Origin of the sequence: Acrocarpospora phusangensis (assembly GCF_016862995.1) — a bacterium.
Classification (GTDB): Bacteria; Actinomycetota; Actinomycetes; order Streptosporangiales; family Streptosporangiaceae; genus Acrocarpospora; species Acrocarpospora phusangensis.
The window spans coordinates 24,304-49,447 of the sequence record NZ_BOOA01000059.1; the positions used below are offsets into that span (position 1 = coordinate 24,304).

Genomic DNA, 25,144 nt, shown 5'->3' on the forward strand with positions numbered 1-25,144 from the left:
CTAGCTACCATCCTTTGTGGAATCAGAGGCATCGGCAGATACCGGAGGTTGAAGCTGAATCGAGAAGAGGCCGGTGTGGTTACCGGCAAGAAGCGTCAGGTCATCGGCCGCGACAGCAGCGACAACGGCATCAGGCTCATATCCGGCATCGACCAGAGTCCGAATCGACTGCGACTGCATCGACTGGATTTCGGCAACGTCCTTCTGGTCTTCACGAAGAAACGCGATATCGCGGTCGTCGTACCAGAGGCGGCACCCAGACGGGACGTTGATGATCGACGAGAGAGCCGCACAGGCTGACCGCCATTGGGGCCGTGCCCAGTGGTCGCCGAACTTGCGTCGCGCCATGCCGTAGTTGGAGTACGTGGCCGAGGCCAGGCCCTCAGATAGGCCGATGATGATCGGCGGAACGCCGCTAGCAGCGGCGATGCGCGTCTCGCCAGCGCCTTGGACAGCCTTGAAGTCCATCTGCTCGAAGCTGGCTCCGACCACCCGGACATCCGCTCCGCCAGCCAGGAACATGGTCTTGTAGGCGTTCGCAGCGCCACCATGAGCGTCACGCAGTTCTTCCATGAACCGCTGGAACTGATCCTCGGTGACCGACTCCTTGAAGGAGACGACCATGTTCGGAGTAGCCGCATTTTCGAAGAACTTCGACTTGTGAAGCGTGGCTGCCTTGTCCGAGAGGATTTCTCGAATCACTGGCGTAATCCAGCTCATGCCCCGGTACTGGGCATCAGGATCAGGAATCGGCGACCAGTGCGCGATTTCACTTGGAAGGAAGATTTGCGCTTCAGCGCTCGAAGACAGCCCGCCAGGACGGTACAGATATCCAGCGACGTCGGACTGAACGGCCTCATCTGGTGAAGCCGTCAAGATAATGGACACCCAGTCAGGGCGAAGACGACGGAGACGCCTTCCCTCGCGTACGGCATAGAAGTTGCCGGCGAGGCTAACATCTTGATCCATACGAGCCAGCAGTTCGCCGGTCGTTCCGTTCGGCCAAGGGTTCTCTAGGATGCCCAGCTCGGGGCTGCCGAACAGATCACCTGGGCGACCACGCTCTAAGCGTTGGAACTGGAATCGAGCTTCCGTAAAGAGAAGCCTGCGAGACTCCATCGCGGCGAATACGACGCCATTCGACTTGTAGGCGCTGTTGATGTAGCCAACGAAGCTGTTCTGAACCTCTTCGAATTTCGAGGAGTACGACCAGCCATAGAACGGTCGGGATTGCAGCCCTTCAGCCATGTCGTTGACCCACTTGGAGAAGCTGTACCGCTTCTCATCTCGGCGACTTCGGAGAGCCCTCTGAAGGAGATTCACTTGCGATTCTCCTTCCGGCAGATTTCCTCGTCCGTGTCGACGAACAGAAGCGAGCCAGTTAAGAGGAATACCCCGCTCAATATGAGCGAGTAGGCGAAACCGAAGGCGAACGTGATTCCGAGAATGAGCAGTATCGACCCGATGACCACGCCAGCCCATGACAGAAACAGCCCAGAAAACTTGGGCATTTGTTACCTCACAGATAGGCGACTTTCGGGCGAGAGCCCTTTTTCTTGTGGGCAGCCGGATTGAGCTCCAGACCCCACACCGCATTCGTCAAAGCGATCAGCGGAGAGATGTCGACGCTGGGGTTCGTCCGTGCCCAAGCCCAACCACCGGCAAGAGGCCGCTTCACCGCTCCAGCCAGCGCCGAGTTCAGTTCGGGTTGGTCTAGGTGGCGAAGTTTCTTGGTGTCGGTCAGCGCGTCGTACAGGAAGGCCGTCGCCGTCGTGATCTCGCGGACGAAGGGCTTCACGACCGTGATGCCGGCGGCTTCAAGCCCAGGAATCAAGGAGGAGGCAGGGCCGCGTTCGTCGATGACGATGCATGCGGGCTTCCAGCGCTCGTTGAGCTCGACCAGCCGCTCAACCATCCATCCGGTTCCGCGGCGACTGTCGACGACCTCCGCATGGACGAGCCCGTCAGAGCGACGACCAGCCAAAACGATGGAGCCCATCGTTCGATCCGGTGTGACGTCGGCACTGAAGACCAGGGGATCGGTGGCGTCCGAGTCCTCGTCGACAAACTCGCTCCACACCGACTGCGGAACGACCAGCCATTCGTCAGGAGAGTCGTCCGGCCATTGGTTGAGGAAGGCACGACGGAACTCCGTCAGCTTCATCGAGTGGAAGAAGGTAGCGACAGCTTCCTCAGCGACCGTGTGGCCAAGGGCAGGCATGCAAGCCCACCACGTAGCGGGATCACCGGGATCAGCGTCCGGAGGAGCCGACCACTCGAAGTAGCAGACGCCTTCGTCTAGGCCCTCGCTGACCTGAAGTCGACCAGTGTCGACCTTGCCGCGCAGGTAGGTGCTCTTCGAGTTACCGGCCGTCGACAGCACCCAGAGCTGAGGCTGAGGCCGCGTGATCATCGCGGGCTTGAAAGCCTGCTCCAGACGATCGTCCTCCTGGGCGAACGCCTCATCGACGACACCCATGTCCAGCGTCTCGCCGTGGCCGGCCTTCTCCGTGTTCGACTCGATGCCGTGCGTCGAGCCGTTGTTCCAAATGATCGCCTCTTGGCCGAGCTGCTTGCGGACCTTGAAGAGCTTCCGGAACTCCTTCGAGTTCTGAAGCGTGGCGACGTGCTCGTCTTCCCACTTCTTCCGAGCCGAGATCCGGTTCTGAGCGGTGTACAAGATTCGCTGACGAGTCCCGAATCCGATGGCTCGATGAACCATGGCCGCAAGCAGCAGCGTCGTCTTACCGGATTGCCGGGGCACTGTGAGAACGACCTCGCGGTACACGAGTAGACCCGTGACGGGGTCGTACTCCAGCGCGATGTCGGCGACGGCCTGCTGCCATGGCATCAGGGGCGTGCCCAGGGCCGCTGCGAGCTCGCCAACCATCGGCCCGAGCGTCGGACGGGAGTAGTTACGTGGCGTTGCGAACCGGGGTGGGCACCGAAGCTGCGAGTCGGGCGAAGAGGTCAGAGCTAGCGTTGTCACCAGCCGCCTCCTCAATCGCCTTGAGCGTCTCTCGGAGCTCCTTTGCGACTGCGGCTTGAGCCATACCGGCGCCGTTGTCGAGCTTGCGTGCGAGGTTGAAACAGATCTCTGCGTACGAGTCGCTCATGACGGCTTCGAGGCCGATTTCGGCGAGGTCCTTACGCACTGCGGACTCAACGGGTCCGTGATCGTCTTCGTTGTAGCGGTCGTGCCTGCGACCTGCGGATTCACGGGTCACCAGGTCCCCCCGTCATTCCGTACAAAAAAAGATCGCCTTTGGTTGGGGTCACCCATATGAGGTCTGGTTCGAGGGCAAGAGGTCCCCGCTCTCCGCGTCCGCTACCACCGATCCGCCAGCAGTACGAAACCCGCATCGACCGCCGAGGCTTTCGATCTGAGAACTTACGTATCTAGCTGTCCAGGCCGTAATGGTGCGACTACACTCACGGACAATGCTCGACGTGCGCCGGGGTGGCCTTCGCCCAGTCATGTCTGCATTAAGAAATGGGACTGCGGCAACTCATGGAGAAAGAATGTCATCATTGCATGAGAACTCTTCCTCATCTCTCCGTCATTCGATTGAGCCAATAGGGAGCGTTCTGGATCTACTCTCTCGTGCCGCCAAAAAATCGAGAAACAGAGAGGAGCGCATCACTTTAGTGACCATCCTATTCGCTCCGCCGAATACGTCAGTCATCAAGGATATTAGAGAGAGTTACGCTCATCTCGATATTCGATCGGGGCCAGATTGGGAGCTCTATATAGCCGGATATCGCAAGCAGAGGAGTGGTCGGATCGTATTCAATGAGCGGGATTTTGATGAGCTTCAAAAAGAAATCGAAGCAGGGCATCAAAAGGGGTGGGTTGAAGCCGCATTGTCCGAAGGGCGGAAATACGTTAATGACACGTATGGTCCCGCATGGAAATTCTCCGGAACTGCCGACCTCGTTAGTTTCATGGCTTACGATGGCCCTCAGTTAGAAGTCGACTGGCTGACGCTCCGTGCAGTGCAACTACTCGATGCCAACGGCTCATACCGCCGGTACGGCATAGGTGAGATCGTCGAGATCTTGCGTGACTGGCGCAAAGACAATCCCGAATTTCGCGATTTCGCTCCAGGGGAATCTCCAGAGCTGGCGCCCATTATGTCGATCTGCCCAGCACTTTCCTGGCTCGGGAGTACGGCTGCCATCGCGATTTCCGGAAACGCCGCCTATGACCTTCTAAAGGTAATTCTGGGCGTCAAGTAGTCAGTCCTCAAGCCCTACCAGTCCCGGCTTTGACGCCTTCTGGGCTTCGGGGGCCGATTTCCTCTGCTGCTGTTGCAGGATCGGTGAGCCGGCCGAAGCAGCGCGGGATTGAGAGGGTCGCCACCAAGCGAGATGGGATCGACGTGATCAACCGTTGCGCTCATGCGATGCGTAACCGGTAAGTCGAGGTCGATGGGCCTGCCACAGAGCCAGCATGTAGTGGACGCAGCCAGTACCGCAGCGCGCACCCGCCTCCAAGGTCGTCCTGCTCGGCCCTTGCTGCGAGACATCCGTCGTCACCTCTGCTCGGAGAAAGATCAGGAGATGACGGTGAAGAGCACGTAGGTGCAGAGCATGAGGTTGTTCACTGACAGGGAAGGCTGCATCTAGGGCTAGTATGAAGTTCTTCACTTGGGCCGATTCTTGAAACGATCTTGCCGACTCCGCCGGGATGGTTACTGGGAGTCAAGATCGATAAGTCCTATGCTTATAGGACCCAGGGGTCTCTTAGGTTGTTCGCGCAACCATAAGAGATGTCCAACGGCACAGAAGTAGACACTCTTCGCGCTCTGTTTGAAATACGACAAACATAGCTAGTCGTCAGAGGCCAAAAGCGACGAAAGTTGGCATTGGGTGCGACGTGGGCCGGTTTGTATCGTTCCATCCCATGTGGGTATAACTCGACGTTTGTCGACGACTGATTCGTTCGGTGCCCTAAGCTACTGGTCGACTTTGCCGACAATTGGAGCAGAACGGCATGACGACACTAGCCGCCGGCGCAATTGGAGCTATCGCAGGAGCCCTCATCGGCTGGGGGCTTGGTTCCTTGCCGTATCCAGCCTGGCTTAAGGGATGGAAAAGAATAGCTCTCGTTTTGGTGCTCATGGTCATAGCTGGCGTGGCGGCAATGGCTCTCGCGCCTCCAAGTGAGGGAGCGACTCCGTTCGAGATCGACAAGCCCAGAAATGGCCAGATCTCCTACTGCCCCGAAATATCTGGCACGGGAAGGGTTGAAAAGGGGCAGCAAATATGGTTGGCGCAGCGCGCTGAGAACAACAAGGATTTCTGGATGAAGGCCGCTGAAATCAACGAAGAAACTGGAAAATGGTACGTTCGGGGAGAGGTCGGCAGCAAGGATGACGTCAACGTCACCTTCTATATGCGGGCCTTCGTCGTCGATGCCGAATGGTCGTCATGGCTACATACAACTAAGAATACCAAAGATTATCAGTTAAACAAAAAGTTCCTGTCGGAAGAATTTCCGCCACATGTCGCCAAGACTGGAGAGGTGGCCGTGACGAGGAATGAAGATGTTCAGGATTGTAAACGCTGACCCGCCAAGACCGAACCCTTGGACCTTCTATTTACAAGACATGAGTTCTGTAGATTGAGTTGCAAGGTCTAGAGATACATGGAGGCCCGAGAGCCTCATCTCGATCGGGCCTCGTGGCATACAACGTGGCGCTCGCCCGATTTTGGGAATGCGGCGCCAAGGCTATTTTGGCTTACAGTTTCATAATACCATAATCATCGGTTATTGTGCACCCATATCTGCGGCCTTGCGGCGGTACTTGCGCTGACGCGATTTCTCGGCAGTGAACACATCCGACAGTCGATACTGGTTGAACTTGCCGACTTTCCCAGCTGGCTTCAAATGCCCCCGGTGGGTCCACACGTAAATGGCAGACTCCGACAAGCCGGCCTCTCTCGCAGCTTCTTCCGCCGTGAACAACTCCTCATCGTCAGTCATAGCTCTCCTTGCTGTCATCACGCCGCATTCCTTTCTTCGGCCGAAATTTCGTTGTTGAGAACATCCCACTGGTCGTGGATCCACCGATGCCGGATGGGCTTGGTCGCGTGGCACAGGCACATCAGGTCGTCACAGACACACTGGGAGTTGACGCACACGACGACTTGCCGATCGGGGAAGGCGCGGAGCGACACGGAGTCGCACACGGGGCAGCGACCCTTGATCTTGTAGACAGGTTCATCGTCTCCGAGTGCCTGACGAGCCCTTCTCTCAAGCCGGGTCCCTTCAGCAAGGACATGCTCGGCTAGCTCGTCGTCCACGGCGATCCTGGACAGGAGGGCGATGATTCGAGTGATGCGATCGATGGCCGATGCGCCGGCGAGCGGAGTGATGCCAAGCCGGTCACAGACAGCCTCTTCCAGTTCCCTGATCGACACCGTGATGTCTACCTGTGCGTCGAGTACTCCGAGGTTGAGTGGTGCCTTCGAGTTGCCTGTTGGCTTCAAGCCTTTGGCCGAATTTTCGACTCGATCGACCCGGTCCTCACGGACTTCAACAGCCTGACGTGCGAGTTCGGAAGCGGAGAGATCCCTCTCGACCCATCGCCGCGGAGTGCCGGGAATCATGGCGTCGGGCAACAGCGGTACCTGGCTCCGCAGCGAATCCAGGCGGCTGTACGTCTTCTCAACGTAGGTCACGAGTGGTCGATCCTCTCTGTCGACCCGACCCGCGTAACGACCGCCAAGTTCTCGGTCATAGCGTCGTACCGGTCGGCGATCTTCGTCAGGCTCTCGGCCATCTCAGAGAATCCGTGGCCAACGCTCTTCAGCGCGTCCTTCACGGGCGCCAAGACGGCGCTGGACTCCTGGATCCCCTCGTGAACGGCCTTTCGGATGTTGCGTCGTAGGTTGGTCTTGACGATGTTCATTGGGTCTTTCCTTCTCAGGCGGCGATGTTGTCGCGGAGAGTTGCGAGGAGTCTGGGGTGAAGGGGGGCAATGGCCCTGTCGGGGGAGTCACCGAGCCAGGCGAGCTTCTGGCCGGATTTCCGGCTGCGGCTCGTGGGCATCGGGATGTATCCGCCGTCAGCGTGTACATGTACGCCAGGCCCGAGCCGATTCGCACCGGAGCGGATCCGGATACCTGCCCCCGGGTGCCTGTAGATCAGGTAGCCGGCGACTTGGCCGTCCAGCACGGTCAGAGTGTTCGGGAGTAGTCCGGCCTTCTCCAGGTGGCCTCCTGACCGAGTGCCTGCCGGAGGGACGATCTCGATGGCGACGAGACCGGAAGCGGATCCCGTACGGACGCAGATGATGCCCTTCTTGATGTACTTGGTCATGTCCCGAATCCGGTCAGGGTCGGTGGTGGCCGAGTACACGCCGTGGCACAGAACGCATGTACATCTCTGGAAGTCCGCCGCAGTCTTGTGCGCGACCTTGCACACCTCGCAGGTGAGGTCGTCGAGGAAGGTGTCGATGAAGACCGGCCAGCCCTTCTTCGCGTACGTCTGGGCTGCCTTGTTCATCGTCACGCGGCCAGCGATCTTGATCATCACGCTGCCTGCTTCTGGGCGGCTCGGAGGTGGTTGTACTCGCGCTTGTACGCCTTGAGGCAGATCGTGCAGACTCGGCGGCCCTGGCTGTTTACGGCGTCGAAGTCGTGACCCTCTGGGCAGTGAGTCTTGGCGCTGTTGATCGCGGTCGGGCCAGAGCCGCGGAGCGTGTTCTCCCGTTGGGTTACTGGCTGAAGGTGGCCTGGGTTGACACAGAGGGCCCCGATGCAACGGCCGGACGGGACGAGAAAGTGGTCCAGGACGAGCCCTTGGGGAACCGGTCCGTGCAGCTGCTCGTAGATCCAGCGGTGAGCGACCCATAGCTTGCCCTCGAAGAAGAATCGGCCATAGGGAAGGCCGCCGTACTTCGGGTCGTTGCGCTCGTGGGTCCACGCCCAGCAACCAGTGCCCAGCACGTCCACCCTGGAGGCGAACCGGTCGATGATCTTCTCGGAAGCGGTGACTGTGGAGCTTGCGGCGAAGCGCTGCTTCACAAACTCGATCTGATCGTCGCCGGTCTTGATAAGAGTGATATTGTCTTGCATGTTCTTTTGCTCTTTCGGATTCAAGCTGAGGTCTTGAGTGGAGAACTGGAGCGCTGGGGGCTGGTACCTCCTGAGCGCTCCTCGCTTTTAAGGCAGGCTTCGCTTCTTTTTCGTCATTCTTGTTCCTATTACTAGTAGAGCACGCAGGGGGAAAGTGTTTATAATCCGCCGGTTCGGTGCCGATGGGCTGCTAACAAGCGGGTGGTCTCAACAAACGAATATGCCGATGAGTGATTCGGCCTGAATAGCCCTAGGAAGGGTGTCTCACGACTTCGCTAACGGCCTCTTGGGCCGAATGTGGGCAAGTGCCTACGAGGCTGGGAAAGCGGCTCAGAATCGCGTACAGCAGCCTTTGGCGTCGCTGATGGATTCCTTGCCGGCGAAGTACATGACGGTTCCGAATCTGACACGGAACACGCCGTTCCCCATGCCTTAGACGGCCATCTAGGAGGCCGCGGAGAGCCCTATGTACCTTGCCTGTGCGTAGAAAGCCCTGAGTCGGCCTCTGGCCGAATTTCCGTGTGATGGAACCCGTTTGACCGGTAAGAGGCCGGATAGGGCCGTAGGCTCATTCTCGGCCGTTCCCGAGGTGCTCTGTGCCGATGAGCTAAAGCCCTGAGCTACGGAGTGAGAATCCGGCCGGAGGCCGATCCGGGTGACCGAGACCGTGTACACGTAGCTGAGGAAGATGACTGAGTGGTCCGGCCGAAGGCCGAGTCCGTGTACTGGTGGCCGTAGTACTCAGGCCGAAAATTCGGCCCGAACTTCAACAGGGGTTCACTCCTTCGGCTACCAGTTCCGACGAGCCCTTCTGTCCTCCGCCGTTACGCGCGAAGCGCGGAACGACTTACAGGAACTTCTCTTCTTACTTCTTCTCTATATGGTCTTCTCTTTATAGCGGTGCCGTGTGAGCTAATCCATAGGCACTATTTGAGCTAACCCAGCGGTGTTGTGTGAGCTAACCCAGCGGTGGTATTTGAGCTATGTGGCTCTGACCTGCGGGTTCACTGGCTCCAAACTTTCGGCTAGGTGTACCAACTAGGTCTTGTTGGAACCCTACAAAACAGGGCCAAAATCGGGGGTTTGCGGCTCTGCTAGCCGTCTGGTGGAAACCACCATTACTAACAAGAAACTACGCGCTGCTACAGTGAATCTAGATCAAAAGAAAAGGACCCGGCACTGTGCAAGAGTACCGGGTCCACGATGAAGGATGGAGCTTCATCTAATGAAAATAATAGCAGGTAAGAGCGTTGAAACCTATTTCGGCATGCTCCCGGAGACGTACGTCTGGTCGGACAAGATCTCGCACAACGGGATCCGTATCCTGGCCGTTCTATTCGCTCGCTGGACGAAGAAGTTCTGGCCGGTTCTTACGAATGACGAACTGTCCGAGATGACCGGCATGAGTACCGCGACGATCAAGCGGGAAATCTCTCAGCTCAAGAAGCTTGGCCTGATCCGGGTCACCAGGACCAAGGAAGGCAACCAGTATGAGCTGATCAGGGTCGAGTTCGCCGGAGACACCTATCGTGGCCGGAACGGTGTGAGCCGCGATGCCAGCGCCAAAATCTTCATCTCAATGACTGCCAGCGAAATTTCGTCCGGTGCTCTCCGGCTCTGGCTAATGCTCGACAGGGTTGGCCGTGGCCACGAATGGGCCTGGTCCTCCCAGAGCGCCTTGGCCAAGTACATGGGCGTGAAGGAGCGCCAGATCCGCGTCTATCTGGACGAGCTAAAGGAGGCCGGTCTTCTGGAGTCTCGCCGTCCGGATCCCCTCGGTAAGAACGAGTACCGACTGACCCGTACGCCGGTCATGGTCAAGGTGGCCGAGGAGCACGACGCCAAGGAGGAGATCCGTAACGCCGTAGTTCGTGTCACTGGCAGGTGGCTAACCGCCGTCATCGGTCCCAGCTTCAGGACATGGATCGGTGACAACGACGAAGTCTTCCGGTCGGTCTGGTGGGCGACCGTCGAGGCCGTCCAGCTCATCGGGGAAGAGCTCACTGCCGGGAAGGTTTCCGAGACGCTGAAGACCTACGGCACCGACTGTCCGGCCGACTTCATCGTTGAAATCCTGGACGAGTGGCTGACCGATCTCGGATTTGAGTACGCGGACTCGGAAGAGGCCGAAGAGGACCAGGCCGAGGAGACCATCGAGGACATCAACGAATCTGTTCAGGACCGTGGCTACCTGGATTTTTCGGCCGAGGAAGCCTGCGCTGATGAGCTGACGATCAAGTGGCTTGAGGCTTCGGTCGGAGACGACTGGCGTACATGGAACGTCGAGAACGTGGAGACCACCGACGAGATCCACGACTGCATGTACATCATGGTGTCGGCGCTCGGCCCTGATGGGGCTCGTGGTCGGATGGACGATGTGATCGAGAGCTACGGCACCGGACATGATCCGAAGTTCATCATCAAGATTCTTGATGAGATTCTCAACGCAACCGATGGGTCTGGCGATTATGCTACGGCGGCCTAGATCGCAAGTCGTGCAATGTTCGTGTGTAAGGCTTGCTTTCCCTACTCCTTAAATTGGCACAGTTCGGGCGTTACCTCACCACGTTGTGCGAGGTAGTAGCAGGCCATGATGTTCGCGAACATTTGGCTGTCGCTCCAGCTAGCTAGAGACTTCTCCGCATAGTCGCGATCGTCTTTATGGAAGCACTCCACGCCATCGCGCATAGTAGTTAGGGCGTTCTTCATGCGAGTGATCCCACTGTTGGCTGTAGTTTCAGCATCCTCCTCTGAGGAGGCGGACTGAACACCGCGAAGAATGGCGCTTGACTCGCTGAAATCCATGCGAACCGCATCCCTGGTGTCCGCGCACACTTGTTCGCCTGAGCTAGCATTTCGCCATAGCGCGCCGGAGCAACCGGTAAGTGAGCCGATTATCAGTACCAAGGCAGTAGGCAACGTGAAATACTTCACTTCTTTGCCGTTCCTCGTGCTAGTCCGAACAGTATCGCGGCGCCGAATAATGCGCCAACTGCTGGGAAACCAATGTAGGTCAGAAGCTTGCCGAGAGCGTCAAATGGATCGTTAATCGTGGTGACCCCGTTCTCGGTCACAACAGGGTCCGAGAGCCACGGTAGGCTCCACAGCAATAACCAGGCCAGATAACCGGCTCCGAGGCCGAGGCCGGCGCCTACAAGCCCAGCGATGACCGCGACAACTGTGCGCATTTGCCTCTCCTTGGATGGGCTGGACAGCCTAGAGGATAGGTTCGCAAAGCGCACTAACACTTCATAACGATCGCATATTGGATACGCGGCCTTAGGCGTATCTGCGAGGTCGGAGGCGGCTAGCTTTGGTAGCTCCTTCTGCGGGTGCTCCAATTCGGCCTGTCCACAAGTTTGATAACAGGCGCGGAAGATCGACGGCTTCGGAAATATGCTTCGCGCCCGGTTGTTCTTCGTACGACCTTCGCCATGTTGCGGCCTAGCTCTGGGGCCCTCGATGCCAACGCCAGGGCTCTTTTGCGGCGCGGGTAGTTCTCAGCACGGCCGTCCTCAGTCCAATCCCGTCGCTGGCCGAGTCCGGTTCGCATCCCGATCATCTGAAGGCCGCAGGATCGCGAAGGTGCCGGAGGGCATGGTGATCAACTACAACGAGATCGGCTCGGGTCCACTGCGGAATTTTCGCCCCGATAGAGGATGCAGTGGGTAGCAGCGGGGTGCTGTGGGGTGCACCCGCCGTGACCGGCCAACCGGACGGTCAGCCAGAATACGGGCGTGACGACACAACCGACTTATCCCGTTGATCCTGAAGTCCTGGCAGAGATCACCCTCATCGACCCTGCAACGCTGGCAGGACTGTGGGGAGTTTCGGAGGACTGGATCAAGGATCAGATACAGACGCGCGGACTGCCTCACGTCAAGCTTGGGGGGAAGACGATTCGATTCTACGTGCCGGACTTGAAGGCATGGATAAATAGCAAGACCTTCGTCCGAGGGGATTAGGTACAGCCGTTCGACGAGTCTGGCATCCGTGCCGGTGTCGCTAATGGGGTCGTCTTGCCGTATCGAACGCTAGAGGTCTCGGTCGCATACCATACGCTGATCACCACAACAAACGGTGGACCAACTACGTGTTGATGAGACCTTTATCACACAATTGGGTAGCTGATACACCGTTAGAGGTGGGGAATCGAGGTCCGTAATCTCAGACTCGTGACAAGCAAGAAGCGGCCTAGCCGTGCTGAGTCCCTCGAAGAGGCTATGGACCGTTGTGTCGAAGAGTTACTCGCTCTGTGCCCTCCGCTGACAGATCAGCAGGTCGAGGCGACGATTCGAATATTCTCGAACGCTCGCGCACTTCAGGAAGCTGCTTAGCGAGGCTCAATCTCGATTCGGTCAGGGTCGAAGCGTCCCCGAATACTCGTCGGATGGATAAGAATCCTCTTGATGTAGAGCGACGTGATGGCGCGTTGGCGATCGAGTCCAAGACCCTTCCAGTCGTCCTTCAGCGTTTTGACGTCGATCCCGATCATCGGGGTAGCGGATGTAATTCTGGCGAGCTTGTTGCGATCCTCACGGAGCCGTACCCGTACCTTCCGAACCGCTGCAACAACTTCGACGAGATCCTCTTCGTCCTCATCGTCATTAGCCAACTGGGCTTGTAGGAAGTCGAGTCGCTTCTCACCCTTCTCGATGGCCTCGATGAGAGCCTTCGACTTCGTGCCTGAGTTGTTCTGACGTTGGGCGATGCCAGCCAGAACCTTGGGGTCGTTGGCGCGAGCCACGATCCACTTCTCTACGAACTTCTCTAATTCGGCCAACAGGATGGTTCGCCCGCCACAACCTCCCTCGGCGCGCGGCTGGCAGGAATACTTTGCTTTCCCGTGTGCCTTGCTGACCCGCATCTTCTTCGGCTTCTTGGGAGTACAGGTGCAGTGGACGAAGCCGGTCAAGAAGTACTTCCGGACATTCGCGTCGTCGCCACCCGTCTTCCGACCCTTCCGGTCCAGAAGAGCGCGAAGCTGCTGATGCTCTTCGATCTCGATGATCGCTGGCCACTTAGCCGGGCCGACAACCTTTCGATGGAACTCCTTCAGTCCAGCGATTCGACCCGATCGGAGCATGCCGCGCATGGCCTGAACAGTCCACGGATTCCCCATGGACGTCGTGATGCCGCGTGCGTTGAGGTCCTTGCAGATGGATCGAAGTGATTCCCCATCGAGGGCACGCTTGACGCACTCCCTGATGATCTCGGCCTCAGGCTCGCAGATCTCATCCCTGATGATCTTCCGGCGTGGACCTTCGCCTTGGTAGATGCGCGTGTAGCCGAACGGACGGGGACCGCCGTTGTGGACTTCACCAGCTTCGACGAGTTCCTCGACCTTGCGCCTGATCTTCTCGGCCGCGTGTGCCGAGGACTGCTCTGCCCATGCTCCGAAGGTGATGGCCATCGCGCGTCCGGTTGACGTCGCGAGATCGATCTGGCCAGCCTTGACGGTTTGGATCGAGAACAGGTTGTTGGGGTTGATCTTGTCCCGACCGTTCACCACGTCGAGGAAGTCGAGAAGCTCACGAACGTTCCGGTGGAGTCGATCGGTATGCCAGCAGATCAGGGCGTCAATCCGGTTCGACTTGATGTCGTCGATCATCAGCTTGTAGTCAGGCCGTTCCTTGCCACTGAAGGCGCTGATGTCGTTGTCCGCGTACACCTGGCTGACCGTCCAGCCGAGATTTTCGGCCAGCCGACGACAGTCTTCTTCCTGTCTGGCTACCCCGAGTCCACGGCCTTCACGGTCGTCGGAGATCCGGCAGTAGATCGCGGTGCGGGGACTCATGGGGGTAGATCCTTTTGGATAGTTATGATGTGTTTAACTATATTTGCCTCACCATGGTTCGAGTCGCCAAGATCCCGCCTTCCTCGCCGCGACCGCCTCCCGAGCCGCCCTGATCAGCGTCGGCGCCGACAACACCTACGGCCACCCCGCCCCCACCACCGTCAGCCGCCTCACCTGGCTGGGCAGCCGCGTCTACCGAACCGACCGCACCGGAGACCTCGCCGTGATCCCCCTCAACGGCCGTCTCGCGGTGATTCCACGCGGTCCGGATCGCGCCTCCCGCTGAACCACCGATGCGGATCGGCTCCACTTTCGAATCCCTGGAGGCGAACGGGCGGCACTGAAAGTGTGACGGATCGGTATGATCCGGCCGCGATGAAGGAATTGGCTGAACCTCTGGCGGGCAGAAGAGTCATTTCTCCGGCGGCTGTTTCATCTGCTTGATGAGCAGGTCGGCGGCTTGATGGTTCGCGAGTCGCTCGGTGCAGTCGTGGGCCAGGCAGAGCAAGACTCGGCTTGGTTGTGGGGTCAGGGTGGCTGTGGGAGGCGACGATGAGTGAAGGAACGAGTGGGGGACGGCCCTTTCCGTTGGAGTCGGTTCCGATTCATGTGGCCGACAGCCTGCTCAGCGATCTTCGGCAGCGTCTGGACCTGACTCGCTGGCCGGCCGATGTGGGGAATGAGGACGGCTTCTACGGGGTGAGGCAGGGCTACCTGCGGGAACTCGTCGACTATTGGCGTACGGACTATGACTGGCGTGCGGCCGAACGGGCGATCAACGTTTACGAGCACTATCGCGTCGAGGTCGATGGTGTGCCGGTGCATTTCATGCGCAAGCCCGGAGTGGGACCGAACCCGACGCCGTTGATCCTCACGCACGGATGGCCGTGGACGTTCTGGCACTGGGCGAAGGTGATCGACCCCCTGGCCGACCCGGGCGCGTACGGCGGCGACCCGGCGGAAGCCTTCGACGTGATCGTCCCCTCGTTCCCCGGATTCGGGTTCTCCACCCCGCTGACGAACAACCCGGACATGAACTTCTGGAAGGTCGCCGACCTCTGGCACACGCTCATGACCCGCACCCTCGGCTACGACAGGTACGCCGCCGCAGGCTGCGACGTCGGAGCGCTCGTCACCGGCCAACTCGGGCACAAGTACGCCGACGAGCTCCACGGCATCCACATCGGCTCCGGCCAGAAACTCACCCTGTTCAACGGCGACAGAGCCTGGGACCTCAGCGGCGGCCGGCCCATCCCCGACGGGCTGCCCCCCGACATCCACGCCCGGATCGTCAGGTTGGAGAAGCGTTTCGCCGTCCATCTGGCCGCGCACGTCCTGGCCCCGAGCACACTCGCGTACGGGCTGACCGACTCACCCGCGGGCATGCTCGCCTGGATCCTGGACCGCTGGGCGAACTGGAGCGACAACGGCGGCGACATCGAGACGGTGTTCACCAAGGACGACCTGCTCACCCATGCCACCATCTTCTGGGCCGGCGATTCGATCGCCACGTCGATCCGGACGTACGCCAACAACAACCGCTACCCGTGGACCCCGTCGCATGATCGCCACCCGCCCGTCGAGGCCCCCACCGGCATCACCTTCGTCGCGTACGAGAACCCGCCCGGCGTCAGCACCGGCCAGCGCGTCCAGAACTTCCTGGAGGGCGACCGCGCCGGTTGGTACAACCACGTCAATCTGAACGTCCACGCCCGGGGCGGTCACTTCATCCCCTGGGAGATCCCCAACGAGTGGGTCGACGACCTCCGGCGCACGTTTCGTGGACGCCGGTAGCCGTTTCGTTCTGAGCGGTCCGGCCGCGTGGCATGCTGCGTGGCATGGGGAATGCTGCGGCGGTGACCTTGGTGGTCGGGGATGAGGAGTTGCTCGCGGATCGGGCCGTGGGGGCGGTGGTCGCCGAGGTCCGGGCGGGGGGCGAGGACGCCGAGGTGCATGACCTGCTGGGCGGGAAGGTGGAGCCCGGCGAGGTGACCCGGCTGACGTCGCCCTCGTTGTTCGGGGATCGGGCGGTGATCGTGATCCGGGCGGCGCAGGACCTGTCCAAGGACGTGATCGCCGAAGTGGTGAAATATGCCGGCAATCCGGGGGAGGATGCCGTGCTGGTGCTGGCCCATCCCGGTGGAGTGAAGGGGAAGGCACTGGTCGACGGCGTGAAGAAGGCCGGCGCCCGGGTGGTCACGGTCACCAAGCTGACCAAGGCGGGGGAGCGGATCGACTTCATCAGGAACGAGGTCAGGCAGGCCGGGCGTACGATCACTCCGGCCGCGGCGCAGGCGCTGCTGGACGCGGTCGGCAGCGATCTTCGTGAGCTGGCGGCGGCTTGTAGCCAGCTCATGTTCGACACCAGCGGCAAGAGCATCGGCGAGGACGCCGTCACCCGCTACCACCGGGGGCGCGCCGAGGTCAGCGGATTCACCGTCGCCGACCTGGCCGTCGAGGGCAAAGCGGGTGAGGCGCTGGAGCAGCTCCGCTGGGCGCTGTCCACCGGAGTCGCCCCCGTCCTGATCGTCAGCGCCCTGGCCGGCGGCCTGCGCTCCCTCGCCAAAGTCGCCGGAGCCCCCAGAAACGCCAACGAGAACCAACTGGCCTCCCAGCTCGGCATGCCCCCCTGGAAGATCAGAAACGCCCGCCGCCAGCTCAACGGCTGGGGCCCGGACGGACTCTCCCGTGCCATCCAAGCCCTGGCCCTCGCCGACGAACAGGTCAAAGGCGGCGGCACCGACCCCGGCTACGCCCTCGAAAACGCCGTCCAGACCATCCTCGCCAACCGCACCGGCCGATAGCATCCGTCCCGTAGATCTTGACCGCCTGGCGGTCACGCTCCGATGAAACTCACTGTCTCCGTCATGTCCGCGCGCTCGGTACGCAGCCGTGGAGCGTCTTCCTTCTCGAACCCCACCGAGACACCGCAGAACAGTGCGAGCGTGTCATCGGCTCCGACTATGCGGCTGACGGTCTTGCGATACATCGTCCACATCACCTGGGGACAGCTGTGCAGCCCTTCCGCCCTCAGTAACAGCATGACCGTCTGTAGGTACATCCCCGCGTCCCCCCACTGCCCGGGCCCCATCGTCCGGTCGAGGTAGCAGAACAGCACGACCGGCGCCCCGAACGCCTCCGAGTTCAAGGCGGCGATCTTCATGGGCCTGTCGGGGTCGTCGCGCTCGATTCCCAGCGCTTTGTACCGCTGGGCAGCAGCGGCGGAAAAGCGGTCCAGATACGGCGAGGTCAGTTCTGCCGGGAACATCGGATACTCCCGCTCATCGCCCGGGTCTCCTGCCAGTGCCCTGGCCGTCGCATGCTTCTTCAGTTCGGCCAAGGGCTCACCGGCCACAACGTACAGATGCCACGGTTGGAGGTTCCCGCTCGATGGAGCCCGCGTCGCCGCGGTGAGCACTCGTTCAAGTACTTCTTTGGGCACGGGCTCATCGCTGAAGGCCCGCACGGCCCGGCGACTGTCCACGGCTTCGTACACATCCACGTTCTCCCGTCCCCTCACTCATCGACCTAGGTGTACTCGGCCAAGACGTTGGTCACAGTCGGCCATGCCGGCCGGAAGCGGGGGAGCGGCTGGGAGGTTCAGGCTGGGGTCGGTTCGGGGGTCAAGAAGGCGCCGTCCTTAAGTTCGAGGACGCGGTCGGCGAGGGAGATCAGGCTGGGGTCGTGGGTGGCGACGAGGGCGGTGACGTTCTCGCTGCGGACGACGGCGCGGATGAGCTGCATGATCTGACGGGCGGTCTGGGAGTCCAGCTGACCGGTGGGTTCGTCGGCGATGAGGAGTTTGGGCCGGTTGGCGAGGGCCCGGGCGATGGCGACTCGCTGCTGCTGACCGCCGGAGAGTTCGTACGGACGCTGGTTGGCGTGCTGCTCCAAGCCGACGAGTGAGAGCAGGAGTTCCACCCGCCTGTCGCGTTCGTCCGGCGCTGTACGAGCCAGCCGCATGGGCACACCCACGTTCTCGGCCGCCGTCAGCACGGGAATCAGCCCGAACGACTGGAACACGAAGCCGATCACGTCCCGGCGCAGGTCCAGCAGACCCTGTTCCGGCAGTTCGGTGATGACCTTCCCGTCCACGGTCACCCGCCCGGACGCGGGCCGGTCGAGCCCTCCCACCAGGTTGAGCAGCGTGGTCTTGCCCGACCCCGACCGCCCCCGGATGGCGACCAGCTCACCGGGACGGGCCTCGAAGGTGACCCCCCGCAGGGCGACGACGTCGCGCGGGTAGACCTTCCGCAGGTCCCGTACCGACACCAGTGGCTCAGTCATTGTTCTCCTCCCCGGGCGTGGACGGCCAGACGCCGATGTGGTCGCGTTCGAGCTCCAGCCGTACCCGGCGTTCCATGTCGAGGGCGTTCATGAAGTCGCGGGGCAGCTGGAGCCGCCCGACCCGGTCGAGGACCGCGTACTCCTCGGCGATGACGTCGCCGTCGACGGAGGTGCGGCGCAGCGTCTCGGAGGAGGTGCGGCCGTCGCGGATGCCGACGGTGCGGTCGACCTGTTCGGAGACGAGCGGGTCGTGGGTGACGATCACGGCGGTGACGCCGAGTTCGCGGTTGGCGCTGCGCAGCGCGCCGAAGACCTCTTCGGAGGTGTCGCTGTCGAGTTCGCCGGTGGGCTCGTCGGCCAGGATGACCTCGGGCTCGTTGGCGAGGGCGACCGCGATGGCGATGCGCTGCTGCTGGCCGCCGGAGAGTTCGCCGGGCCGCCGGCCGGCGCAGTCGGCGACGCCGAGGAGTTCGAGCAGGGTGTCGGCGCGCCGCCGGGCGTCCCGCTTGTTGCCCGCCAGCCGCATCGGCAGCAGGACGTTCTCCAGCCCCGTCAGGTACGGCAACAGGTTCCGCCCCGTCTGCTGCCAGATGAACCCGACGACGGACCGCCGGTACCGGAGCCGGTCCCGGGAGGTCATGGACAGCAGGTCCATCCCGGCCACCCTGGCCAGCCCCGCGGTGGGCACGTCGAGCCCGGACAGCACGTTGAGCAGCGTCGACTTCCCCGACCCGGACGCGCCGACGATGGCGATCAGCTCGCCCTTCTCGATCAGCAGGTCGAGCCCCTGCAACGCCACGACCTCGACGCCCTCGGTCTTGTAGATGCGGACCAGGTTGTCGCACAGGATGTGGGCGTGCTCCCCGAAGGCCGGCCGGTTCCTGACCGCCTGCGCCTCCAGATCCGACAGTGTGGTCATGCGGACTCTCCCACTCGAAGTGCGGTGGCGACGCGGCGGCCGGTGGTGGCGTGCCCGAACGCGCCGAGGATGGAGACGGCGGTCAGGCCGGCCGCCAGCAGGATGGGCGTGGTCAGGGTCAGCGGGAACTCGGTGACGGCGATTCCGGCGTACGCCGACAGGTCCAGGCCGGGGCCGAGGGCGGCGGGCAGGGCGAGCCCGAGCGCGAGCCCGGCCAGAGAGGCCAGCACGATCAACGGCGCCACCTCCAGCACGGTCAGCAGCCGGGCCTGCCCCTGCGACAACCCCAGCGTACGCAGGAAGGACAGCGCCCGCGCCCGGTCGGCCGCCCCGATGACGAGGGCGATGATGACGGCGGCCAGCGCGTACGCGGCGAGCGCCACGGTCACGATGGTGAAGCTGGCGATGATCGTCTGGGCCAGCGGCGCGCTCGCGATGCGCTCCCGGGCGGCGTCGACGGTCTCCACGGTCGCGTCCGCCAGGCCGACGGTCCGCTTCAGCAGGGCCTGGTCGACGTCCCCGCCCACCAGCAGGATGTTGGTGTAGTCGCGGAGCCCGGCGAGCTTCGGCCCCTCGTACGGCATGACGATCAGGTTGCCGGTCTCGAACGCCAGCCCGGGCAGCTTCTCGATGTAACCCACATTCGTGAGCTTCATCCGGGTATGCCACCCGATCTCGAACGACGGGTACGGCGCGAAGCTCTTCGACACCAGCGCCGGGATGCCGTCGCCGACCGGCGGATCCGGCACCACCAGCGGCGAGCCGGCCACGAGTTCCCGGTAGGCGGCCAGGTCCATGGCGAGCACGGTGGACGTCTGCCCGCCGGTCTTGACCTGCGCGGTGCCCTTGGCGACGGGCAGCACGGACGTGACCCCGGGCAGCGCCCGTACCTTCTCGATCACGTCCGCGGGGATCTCGGCCTCGCGTTCGATCCGGGCCTGCGCGCCTACGGTCTGCCAGGCGGCGGTCCGCTGGGTCTCGGCGATGCCCCCCGAGACCAGGGCGCCGAACACCGACACGGCCAGCGCCGGCAGCAGGATCAGCACGGGCAGCGAGGTCGCCCCCCGGGAGCGCGCCGCGAGGGTCAGCCCGAGGAAGGGCACGGCCCCGCGGCGCCGGCCGGCCAGCCGTACGATCAGGCGGAGCGGGTACGGGTAGCAGCGCAGCGTGATCAGCGCGGCGGCCAGGGTGAGCGCGGCGGGGACGAGCAGCAGGAACGGGTCGGAACCGAGTTCGGCCACGTCGGTGGTGAGGCCGCGGCTGCGCAGCGCGTACGCGCCGGCCAGGGCGAGCACGATCACCAGGAGTTCCAGCGCGATCCTGCGCGGCGACGACTTGGGCACGACGAGGTCGTCGCGGCTGTCCAGGAGGGGTTTGCGGTGTGCGAAGGCGAGCCGCGCGGCCGCGAACAGGATGGTCGCCACGGCGATGACGGCGGGGCTGACGTGCACGATCGGCGTGATCGGCCCCGGCACCAGGTAGGAGGCGGCGTAGCCGAGGAGGGCGGCGGGCAGCACGATCATCGCGACCGTGCCGGTGCCGGTCCGGGCGATCTGGCCGATGGAGCCGCCGCGGGCCCTGGCCAGGCCGAGCCCGGCGCGCATGCGTTCGGCCATCAGCTGGATCGACAGGGCGATCACGCCGAGCGCGACCACCACCAGTCCGCCCAGGATGAGGAACATCAGCGTCTGCGCGGTGCGCAGCTGCGCGAGGAACCTGTCCAGCAGCTGGTCGAGGCCGGTGGTCAGCTCGAACATGGCCGCGGGGATCTGCGCGATGCCGGTGGCGTGGTCGCCGGCCTGGTGCTCGACGATCTGCCGGTAGTCGTCGATGGCCTGGATCATCGCGGGCGCGTTCCGGGCGTTGATCTTGGAGCCGTCGACGCCGAACACCCAGGAGTAGTACAGCTCCCGCCGCGCGTTCAGCTCCCGCAGCCCTTCGTCGGGGATGACGCCCACGGCCATGAGGTCGGGTTCGTCCGCCTGCGGGAGCGGCCGTACGGTGACGCGCTTGAGCTCGGCGTTGTGCTCCCAGAACCGGTCGGACTGGTCGGCGGCCTCGAACAGGCCGACGACCTGGGCGGCGATGGTGTAGCTGTTGCCGAGCAGCACGGTGGTGCCGATCGGCATCTTCATGATGTCGGCGGCCTCTTCGACCAGGCCGATCTCGAAGAGCGGGAGGTCCTTCAGCTCGGGGTTGCCGGGGACGGCCGCCAGTCTCCTCGGGGGTCCGGGCTCGCGGCCTTCGACGTAGCGGATCTTCTCGTCCAGGTTCGACACCCAGGCCAGGTCCACGAAGCGTTGCGGCGGCGTGTCCCTGCCGAGGATGCCGGAGACCGGCGTGCCCCACGTGATGGCGGACTGGTGGCTGGTGCCGCCGGGCACGACGGCCCGGGCCAGGGTGGGCGGCAGGGCCTTCCGCAAGGTCTGGTCCAGGTCGGTGAACGCGCGCCGATCGTGGAACTCGTCCTCTTCGATGTTCGGCCGCAGCCGTACCGCCACGTCGACCTGCGGCGCGACCGCGTCGCCGGTGAGGACGTTCAACGCGTCGTCGTACGCGGCCTCGAAACCCCGGGGCAGCCCCGCCACCAGCAGTGACGCCGTGAGGACGAGCAGCGCGAGCACGGCCGCCGCGCCCCGGTGCACGCGGACCAGCTGCCAGGCGTTCATCTCAGTCCTCCCCGATGCGCAGCGCGCGGCCGAGTCCCTGGCGGCGCAGCGTGCGGGCGAGCCCGCCCACCACCGCGAACAGCACCAGCGCGACGGCCGCGAGCAGCGCGATGGTCGCGCCCCACGGAATGTCCAGCAGCACGCCCGGCGTCACCGAGGTGGCCTGGCCGGTCAGCACGATGTGCGGCACCACCAGGGTGGCCACGATCGCGGCCAGCACGGTCCCGCCGAGCAGGGACAGGCCGATGATGAACGCCTGCTCGACCGCGAGCAGCCCGAACACCTGCCGGAAGCTCACGCCGAGCGCCCGCAGCAGCACGAACTCGGTCATCCGCTCCCGCGCGGCCACGGCCGCGTTGACCATGAAGCCGAGCACCGCGAACACCAGCGCCGCCGCGAATCCGAGGATCAGCGCGCCCTGCAGGCCGCTGGCCAGCGGGTCGTCGCGCAGCTCCCGGGCCAGCGCGGTCCGGTCCACCACGGTCTGATCCCATTCCGGGTGCTTGGCCAGCTCGGTCGCGGCCCGCTCGTCCGGCGTGGCCAGCCACCATTCGGTGGCCGGGTGCGGGGCCCGCGCCGTCGTCAGGTCCCGCGCCTGCAACGTCTCAAGATCGGCGAGTACGGCGGGGGTGTCCCCGGCCGTCCCCGGCATCGCGGTCACGATCCCGACCGGCATGACCGCCGTCTCCTGCCCGTCGATGGACAGCTGCGACGCCCGCCCCACGGCCAGCTTCGCCGAGGCGGCGATGTCGGCGGTGACCACGACCGGCAGCAGCGGCGTGTCGGGCACGCCGGGGACCACCGCCACGTATCCGGAGCCCTGGTCCGTCGCGTACCGCTCCGCCTTGGCCCTGGGCACCTGCAGGGTGAGCAGCCCGCCGGGCACCGCCTCGGGCGGCGGCAGCTGGCCGTCGCCCCGGATGAGGGCCGTCCACTCGGGCGCGGTGATCGGCTGCCCGTCCGCGAGCAGGCCGGTCACGCCGAGCGTGAACGGCGACCCGGCCCGCGGCACCGGCACGTCCAGCAGGACCCCGGTCAGGCTCAGCGGGTACGCGAGGGAACCCGCCTGCCCCGCCATGCCGGCCAGGTCGACGGTGACCACGTGGTCGGCGCCGTCGGGGACCAGCACCCCGGCCCTGGCCTCGTACCGCGCCCCGAGCGCGTCCCGCAGCACCAGCCGGGGCACCATGTTCCGGTACGAATCGGCCAGTTCGGGCTGCGCGAGCCGTACCCGGGTGGTCATGGTGAGCGTCTTCGGCGTGCCGGGGATCTCCACGGCCGGAAGTTCGGGTCGTTCCCCGGCCAGGTCGCGCCCGATGGTGGCCACCGGGTCCGCGGCCAGGTCCTGGCGGAGCAGCATCAGCCGGTCCAGCTTGGTGGCGTCCAGCGCCAGGAAGGCGGCGTCCACCGCGCCCAGCTCGACCGTCCCCCGGTAGACCGGGCTGGCCGCGGTCACGCCGGGCAGCTTCGCGTAGGTGCCGCCCCGGCCGAGCACGCCCAGCTCGGGGCCGGCGGCCGGGCCGGCCACCCGCAGGTCGGCGGAGGCGATGTGGTTGGCCTGGTCCAGCTGCGAGTTGCGCCAGGTCGCGGCGGTGGCGATGGACACCACGCCGATCGCGATGGCCATGGTCAGCAGCAGGACGGGACCGGAGTAGCGCAGCGGGCGGCGGCTCACCTGCCACGCGCCGAGCGCCGGCGCCAGCGACCGCCTGCGGCTGGTGAGCCGTTCGGCCACCTTCGCCACGATCGGCACCAGGCGCAGCCCCAGCATGCCGCCGCACAGCAGCGCCAGCGCCGGGCCCATCACGATCAGCGGGTCGATGCCGAGGCCGCCGCCGCTCGTGGACGTCACCGGCGCGCCGTAGTGCTGCAGCTGCCAGACCGCGAGCGCCGCCAGCACCAGCAGGACCAGGTCGCCGCCGGCCCGCTGGATCAGGCCCTGCTTCTCACCCCGGCCGCGCGAGGACTGCTCCTCCACGTACGTGCGCCGCGCGCCGCGCACCGCCGGCAGCGCCAGCAGCACCGCGCAGGCGACGGCCACGCCCGCGGAGATCAGGAACGTGGTGGCGTCCGGCGTGGGCGTGAGCCGTACGCCCGAGGCCCTGAACCAGGGGAGGGAGCTGACCAGCTGGAGCAGCGGCGGGGCCAGGAACGGCGCGACGATCGCGCACGGCACGGCGACCAGCAGCGACTCCGCGCCCGCCAGCAGGCCGAGCCGGACGCTGCCCGCGCCGCGCGAGCGCAGCAGCGCCACCTCCATCCTGCGGTGGTCGGCGAGCAGGCGCGCGGTCAGCATCAGCGCGTACGCGGCGAGCAGGAGCAGCTGGAGCACCGGCACCAGCATGGTGGAGCGGGCCACCAGGGCGGCCTGGTCGAGCTGGCCGAGCATGTCGGGCAGGCGGCTGGAGGCCGTACAGGCCGAGCATTCGGCTTTGAGGCGGTCGCCGAGCCCGGCCACCGCCGCCGCGAACGGCCGCAGCTCCTCCCGCGGCAGATCCCGCAGATCCGGTACGGCCAGCCAGCTCGCCGTGACATTCGTGGCGAACCGGGCGACGAACGTCTCCCTGGGCACCACCAGCGGCCCGTAGGTCGTGTAGTTGCCGATCGCCGAACCCCGGCGCAGCAGGTCGTCGCCGGACCAGCGCTCGCTGTTCTGGTCGGTGAGCTGGAAGATCCCGGCCACCCGGACGTCGACGGGCTTGTCGTCGAGGCGGCCGACGATGCGGAACTCGTTGCCGACGGAGAGGTCCAGGGCCTGGGCGGCGGGCTGGGAGAGCGCGACCTCGACCCGGCCGGTGGGCCGGTTCTGCGGCCAGGCGCCGCCGATCAGGCGGGAGTGCTGCTCAAGCCCCTCGTACGAGGCGAACCGGGTGAGCTCCGGCTGCTCCAGCGTCTCCTGGCCGGGCAGCGCGAACGAGTCGGAACGGATGCCGACGCTGATCTCGGCGGGGATGTCGCCGTAGGTTTCGGCGTACTCGGCCCGGACATTCCGGTCGAGGGCCGGGAAGCTGGTGGCGTCCACCGGCGCGGTGAACCGGGCCGACACGGTCTCCAGCGGCGCGGTCTCCATGGCGCGCCGGACGCCGACCTCGGCGACCGTCACCGCGTACATGGTCAGGGCGACCAGGGCGGTGGTGGCGAGCAGGATGGAGCCGAACGCGGCGACCAGCAGCAGCGGCTCGCTGACCGCGCGCCGCAGGACCAGCGGTGTTCGCCCCCGCATCAACGACCCCCAAGCTTTCCGCCCCGATGTCCGGTATTGGCTCACCTTAGGGGATTTCGGACGCTTGACCATGGGTCAGTGGAATCGGTGATTCAGCCGATACGCTGCGGCGATGCACGTGTGATATCGAAACCGTGACAATTTGCCACTTGAGATCAGACGGC

The 25,144-nt window shown here is 63.8% G+C and carries 24 protein-coding genes; 7 read left to right on the plus strand and 17 right to left on the minus strand.

Annotation, left to right across the window (positions count from 1 at the left end):
- The 3 genes from Aph01nite_RS29375 to Aph01nite_RS29385 form a co-directional block, all read right to left on the minus strand.
- Complete coding sequence (locus Aph01nite_RS29375; RefSeq protein ID WP_204044267.1) at nt 1-1,248, minus strand: phage portal protein; 1,248 nt, start codon at nt 1,246-1,248, stop codon at nt 1-3.
- Between the two features lie 271 nt (nt 1,249-1,519).
- Nucleotides 1,520-2,890, minus strand: coding sequence for a terminase large subunit domain-containing protein (locus Aph01nite_RS29380; RefSeq protein WP_204044268.1), 1,371 nt, complete (start codon nt 2,888-2,890; stop codon nt 1,520-1,522).
- A 25-nt stretch (nt 2,891-2,915) separates the two neighbouring features.
- Nucleotides 2,916-3,227 (minus strand): hypothetical protein, encoded by a 312-nt coding sequence (locus Aph01nite_RS29385; protein ID WP_204044269.1) that lies wholly within the window; start codon nt 3,225-3,227, stop codon nt 2,916-2,918.
- A gap of 214 nt (nt 3,228-3,441) precedes the next feature.
- Here Aph01nite_RS29385 and Aph01nite_RS29390 point away from each other — a divergent pair, with 214 nt between their 5' ends.
- On the plus strand, nt 3,442-4,239 hold the full coding sequence (locus Aph01nite_RS29390) for a hypothetical protein (protein ID WP_204044270.1): 798 nt from the start codon (nt 3,442-3,444) through the stop codon (nt 4,237-4,239).
- Between the two features lie 14 nt (nt 4,240-4,253).
- On the opposite strand, the gene Aph01nite_RS42715 is transcribed toward Aph01nite_RS29390, so the two are convergent.
- Nucleotides 4,254-4,529 (minus strand): HNH endonuclease signature motif containing protein, encoded by a 276-nt coding sequence (locus Aph01nite_RS42715; protein WP_373872341.1) that lies wholly within the window; start codon nt 4,527-4,529, stop codon nt 4,254-4,256.
- A 467-nt stretch (nt 4,530-4,996) separates the two neighbouring features.
- Here Aph01nite_RS42715 and Aph01nite_RS29400 point away from each other — a divergent pair, with 467 nt between their 5' ends.
- On the plus strand, nt 4,997-5,572 hold the full coding sequence (locus Aph01nite_RS29400) for a hypothetical protein (RefSeq protein WP_204044272.1): 576 nt from the start codon (nt 4,997-4,999) through the stop codon (nt 5,570-5,572).
- Nucleotides 5,573-5,773: 201 nt separating this feature from the next.
- On the opposite strand, the gene Aph01nite_RS29405 is transcribed toward Aph01nite_RS29400, so the two are convergent.
- The 5 genes from Aph01nite_RS29405 to Aph01nite_RS29425 are packed head-to-tail and all read right to left on the minus strand — an operon-like array spanning nt 5,774 to nt 8,109.
- Nucleotides 5,774-5,989: a helix-turn-helix domain-containing protein gene (locus tag Aph01nite_RS29405; RefSeq protein ID WP_204044273.1), complete on the minus strand. Its 216-nt coding sequence runs from the start codon at nt 5,987-5,989 to the stop codon at nt 5,774-5,776.
- A 17-nt stretch (nt 5,990-6,006) separates the two neighbouring features.
- The gene (locus Aph01nite_RS29410) at nt 6,007-6,687 is read right to left on the minus strand and encodes a hypothetical protein (RefSeq protein ID WP_204044274.1); all 681 of its coding nucleotides are present in this window, start codon (nt 6,685-6,687) and stop codon (nt 6,007-6,009) included.
- Nucleotides 6,684-6,917 carry a hypothetical protein gene (locus Aph01nite_RS29415; RefSeq protein WP_204044275.1) on the minus strand — a complete coding sequence of 78 codons (234 nt, stop codon included), beginning with the start codon at nt 6,915-6,917 and terminating at the stop codon, nt 6,684-6,686. The genes Aph01nite_RS29410 and Aph01nite_RS29415 overlap by 4 nt, the downstream gene beginning before the upstream one ends.
- Before the next feature lie 14 nt (nt 6,918-6,931).
- On the minus strand, nt 6,932-7,540 hold the full coding sequence (locus Aph01nite_RS29420; protein ID WP_239162079.1) for a bifunctional DNA primase/polymerase: 609 nt from the start codon (nt 7,538-7,540) through the stop codon (nt 6,932-6,934).
- Nucleotides 7,540-8,109 carry an HNH endonuclease signature motif containing protein gene (locus Aph01nite_RS29425; RefSeq protein ID WP_204044277.1) on the minus strand — a complete coding sequence of 190 codons (570 nt, stop codon included), beginning with the start codon at nt 8,107-8,109 and terminating at the stop codon, nt 7,540-7,542. The genes Aph01nite_RS29420 and Aph01nite_RS29425 overlap by 1 nt, the downstream gene beginning before the upstream one ends.
- A 1,186-nt stretch (nt 8,110-9,295) precedes the next feature.
- Here Aph01nite_RS29425 and Aph01nite_RS29430 point away from each other — a divergent pair.
- Complete coding sequence (locus tag Aph01nite_RS29430) at nt 9,296-10,570, plus strand: helix-turn-helix domain-containing protein (RefSeq protein WP_204044278.1); 1,275 nt, start codon at nt 9,296-9,298, stop codon at nt 10,568-10,570.
- Between the two features lie 41 nt (nt 10,571-10,611).
- Here Aph01nite_RS29430 and Aph01nite_RS29435 read toward each other — a convergent pair whose 3' ends face one another.
- Entirely contained in the window at nt 10,612-10,890 is a 279-nt protein-coding gene (locus Aph01nite_RS29435; RefSeq protein WP_204044279.1) for a hypothetical protein, read from the minus strand.
- A gap of 125 nt (nt 10,891-11,015) precedes the next feature.
- Nucleotides 11,016-11,273 (minus strand): hypothetical protein, encoded by a 258-nt coding sequence (locus Aph01nite_RS29440; RefSeq protein ID WP_204044280.1) that lies wholly within the window; start codon nt 11,271-11,273, stop codon nt 11,016-11,018.
- A 549-nt stretch (nt 11,274-11,822) separates the two neighbouring features.
- Here Aph01nite_RS29440 and Aph01nite_RS29445 point away from each other — a divergent pair.
- The gene (locus Aph01nite_RS29445; RefSeq protein ID WP_204044281.1) at nt 11,823-12,050 is read left to right on the plus strand and encodes a helix-turn-helix transcriptional regulator; all 228 of its coding nucleotides are present in this window, start codon (nt 11,823-11,825) and stop codon (nt 12,048-12,050) included.
- A gap of 368 nt (nt 12,051-12,418) precedes the next feature.
- Here the strand turns inward: Aph01nite_RS29445 and Aph01nite_RS29450 are convergent, their stop codons facing one another.
- Nucleotides 12,419-13,882 (minus strand): recombinase family protein, encoded by a 1,464-nt coding sequence (locus Aph01nite_RS29450; protein ID WP_204044282.1) that lies wholly within the window; start codon nt 13,880-13,882, stop codon nt 12,419-12,421.
- Between the two features lie 43 nt (nt 13,883-13,925).
- Here Aph01nite_RS29450 and Aph01nite_RS29455 point away from each other — a divergent pair, with 43 nt between their 5' ends.
- From Aph01nite_RS29455 to holA, 3 genes are all read left to right on the plus strand, one after another.
- On the plus strand, nt 13,926-14,168 hold the full coding sequence (locus Aph01nite_RS29455) for a ComEC/Rec2 family competence protein (RefSeq protein WP_204044283.1): 243 nt from the start codon (nt 13,926-13,928) through the stop codon (nt 14,166-14,168).
- A gap of 266 nt (nt 14,169-14,434) precedes the next feature.
- Nucleotides 14,435-15,676 carry an epoxide hydrolase family protein gene (locus Aph01nite_RS29460; RefSeq protein WP_204044284.1) on the plus strand — a complete coding sequence of 414 codons (1,242 nt, stop codon included), beginning with the start codon at nt 14,435-14,437 and terminating at the stop codon, nt 15,674-15,676.
- A 44-nt stretch (nt 15,677-15,720) separates the two neighbouring features.
- Nucleotides 15,721-16,686 carry a DNA polymerase III subunit delta gene (gene holA / locus Aph01nite_RS29465; RefSeq protein WP_239162075.1) on the plus strand — a complete coding sequence of 322 codons (966 nt, stop codon included), beginning with the start codon at nt 15,721-15,723 and terminating at the stop codon, nt 16,684-16,686.
- Between the two features lie 32 nt (nt 16,687-16,718).
- Here holA and Aph01nite_RS29470 read toward each other — a convergent pair whose 3' ends face one another.
- The 5 genes from Aph01nite_RS29470 to Aph01nite_RS29490 all read right to left on the minus strand — a co-directional run bounded on the left by Aph01nite_RS29470 (nt 16,719) and on the right by Aph01nite_RS29490 (nt 24,980).
- Nucleotides 16,719-17,384 carry a nitroreductase gene (locus Aph01nite_RS29470; RefSeq protein WP_204044286.1) on the minus strand — a complete coding sequence of 222 codons (666 nt, stop codon included), beginning with the start codon at nt 17,382-17,384 and terminating at the stop codon, nt 16,719-16,721.
- A gap of 98 nt (nt 17,385-17,482) precedes the next feature.
- Nucleotides 17,483-18,169 carry an ABC transporter ATP-binding protein gene (locus Aph01nite_RS29475; RefSeq protein ID WP_239162076.1) on the minus strand — a complete coding sequence of 229 codons (687 nt, stop codon included), beginning with the start codon at nt 18,167-18,169 and terminating at the stop codon, nt 17,483-17,485.
- Nucleotides 18,162-19,088: an ABC transporter ATP-binding protein gene (locus tag Aph01nite_RS29480; RefSeq protein ID WP_204044287.1), complete on the minus strand. Its 927-nt coding sequence runs from the start codon at nt 19,086-19,088 to the stop codon at nt 18,162-18,164. Before Aph01nite_RS29480 ends, Aph01nite_RS29475 begins: the two co-directional genes overlap by 8 nt.
- The gene (locus tag Aph01nite_RS29485; RefSeq protein ID WP_204044288.1) at nt 19,085-21,757 is read right to left on the minus strand and encodes an FtsX-like permease family protein; all 2,673 of its coding nucleotides are present in this window, start codon (nt 21,755-21,757) and stop codon (nt 19,085-19,087) included. The genes Aph01nite_RS29480 and Aph01nite_RS29485 overlap by 4 nt, the downstream gene beginning before the upstream one ends.
- Before the next feature lies 1 nt (nt 21,758).
- On the minus strand, nt 21,759-24,980 hold the full coding sequence (locus Aph01nite_RS29490; protein WP_204044289.1) for an ABC transporter permease: 3,222 nt from the start codon (nt 24,978-24,980) through the stop codon (nt 21,759-21,761).
- Between the last annotated feature and the right edge of the window lie 164 nt (nt 24,981-25,144).

What these genes read in the sequence shown, in the direction of transcription:
- Aph01nite_RS29375 (WP_204044267.1), bottom strand. Translation starts at nt 1,248, where the DNA reads ATGGCTGAAGGGCTGCAATCCCGACCGTTCTATGGCTGGTCGTACTCC.
- Aph01nite_RS29380 (WP_204044268.1), bottom strand. Translation starts at nt 2,890, where the DNA reads ATGGTTGGCGAGCTCGCAGCGGCCCTGGGCACGCCCCTGATGCCATGG.
- Aph01nite_RS29390 (WP_204044270.1), top strand. Translation starts at nt 3,442, where the DNA reads ATGCTCGACGTGCGCCGGGGTGGCCTTCGCCCAGTCATGTCTGCATTA.
- Aph01nite_RS42715 (WP_373872341.1), bottom strand. Translation starts at nt 4,529, where the DNA reads ATGTCTCGCAGCAAGGGCCGAGCAGGACGACCTTGGAGGCGGGTGCGC.
- Aph01nite_RS29400 (WP_204044272.1), top strand. Translation starts at nt 4,997, where the DNA reads ATGACGACACTAGCCGCCGGCGCAATTGGAGCTATCGCAGGAGCCCTC.
- Aph01nite_RS29405 (WP_204044273.1), bottom strand. Translation starts at nt 5,989, where the DNA reads ATGACTGACGATGAGGAGTTGTTCACGGCGGAAGAAGCTGCGAGAGAG.
- Aph01nite_RS29415 (WP_204044275.1), bottom strand. Translation starts at nt 6,917, where the DNA reads ATGAACATCGTCAAGACCAACCTACGACGCAACATCCGAAAGGCCGTT.
- Aph01nite_RS29420 (WP_239162079.1), bottom strand. Translation starts at nt 7,540, where the DNA reads ATGATCAAGATCGCTGGCCGCGTGACGATGAACAAGGCAGCCCAGACG.
- Aph01nite_RS29430 (WP_204044278.1), top strand. Translation starts at nt 9,296, where the DNA reads ATGGAGCTTCATCTAATGAAAATAATAGCAGGTAAGAGCGTTGAAACC.
- Aph01nite_RS29435 (WP_204044279.1), bottom strand. Translation starts at nt 10,890, where the DNA reads ATGGATTTCAGCGAGTCAAGCGCCATTCTTCGCGGTGTTCAGTCCGCC.
- Aph01nite_RS29440 (WP_204044280.1), bottom strand. Translation starts at nt 11,273, where the DNA reads ATGCGCACAGTTGTCGCGGTCATCGCTGGGCTTGTAGGCGCCGGCCTC.
- Aph01nite_RS29450 (WP_204044282.1), bottom strand. Translation starts at nt 13,882, where the DNA reads ATGAGTCCCCGCACCGCGATCTACTGCCGGATCTCCGACGACCGTGAA.
- Aph01nite_RS29460 (WP_204044284.1), top strand. Translation starts at nt 14,435, where the DNA reads ATGAGTGAAGGAACGAGTGGGGGACGGCCCTTTCCGTTGGAGTCGGTT.
- holA (WP_239162075.1), top strand. Translation starts at nt 15,721, where the DNA reads ATGGGGAATGCTGCGGCGGTGACCTTGGTGGTCGGGGATGAGGAGTTG.
- Aph01nite_RS29475 (WP_239162076.1), bottom strand. Translation starts at nt 18,169, where the DNA reads ATGACTGAGCCACTGGTGTCGGTACGGGACCTGCGGAAGGTCTACCCG.
- Aph01nite_RS29480 (WP_204044287.1), bottom strand. Translation starts at nt 19,088, where the DNA reads ATGACCACACTGTCGGATCTGGAGGCGCAGGCGGTCAGGAACCGGCCG.
- Aph01nite_RS29485 (WP_204044288.1), bottom strand. Translation starts at nt 21,757, where the DNA reads ATGAACGCCTGGCAGCTGGTCCGCGTGCACCGGGGCGCGGCGGCCGTG.
- Aph01nite_RS29490 (WP_204044289.1), bottom strand. Translation starts at nt 24,980, where the DNA reads ATGCGGGGGCGAACACCGCTGGTCCTGCGGCGCGCGGTCAGCGAGCCG.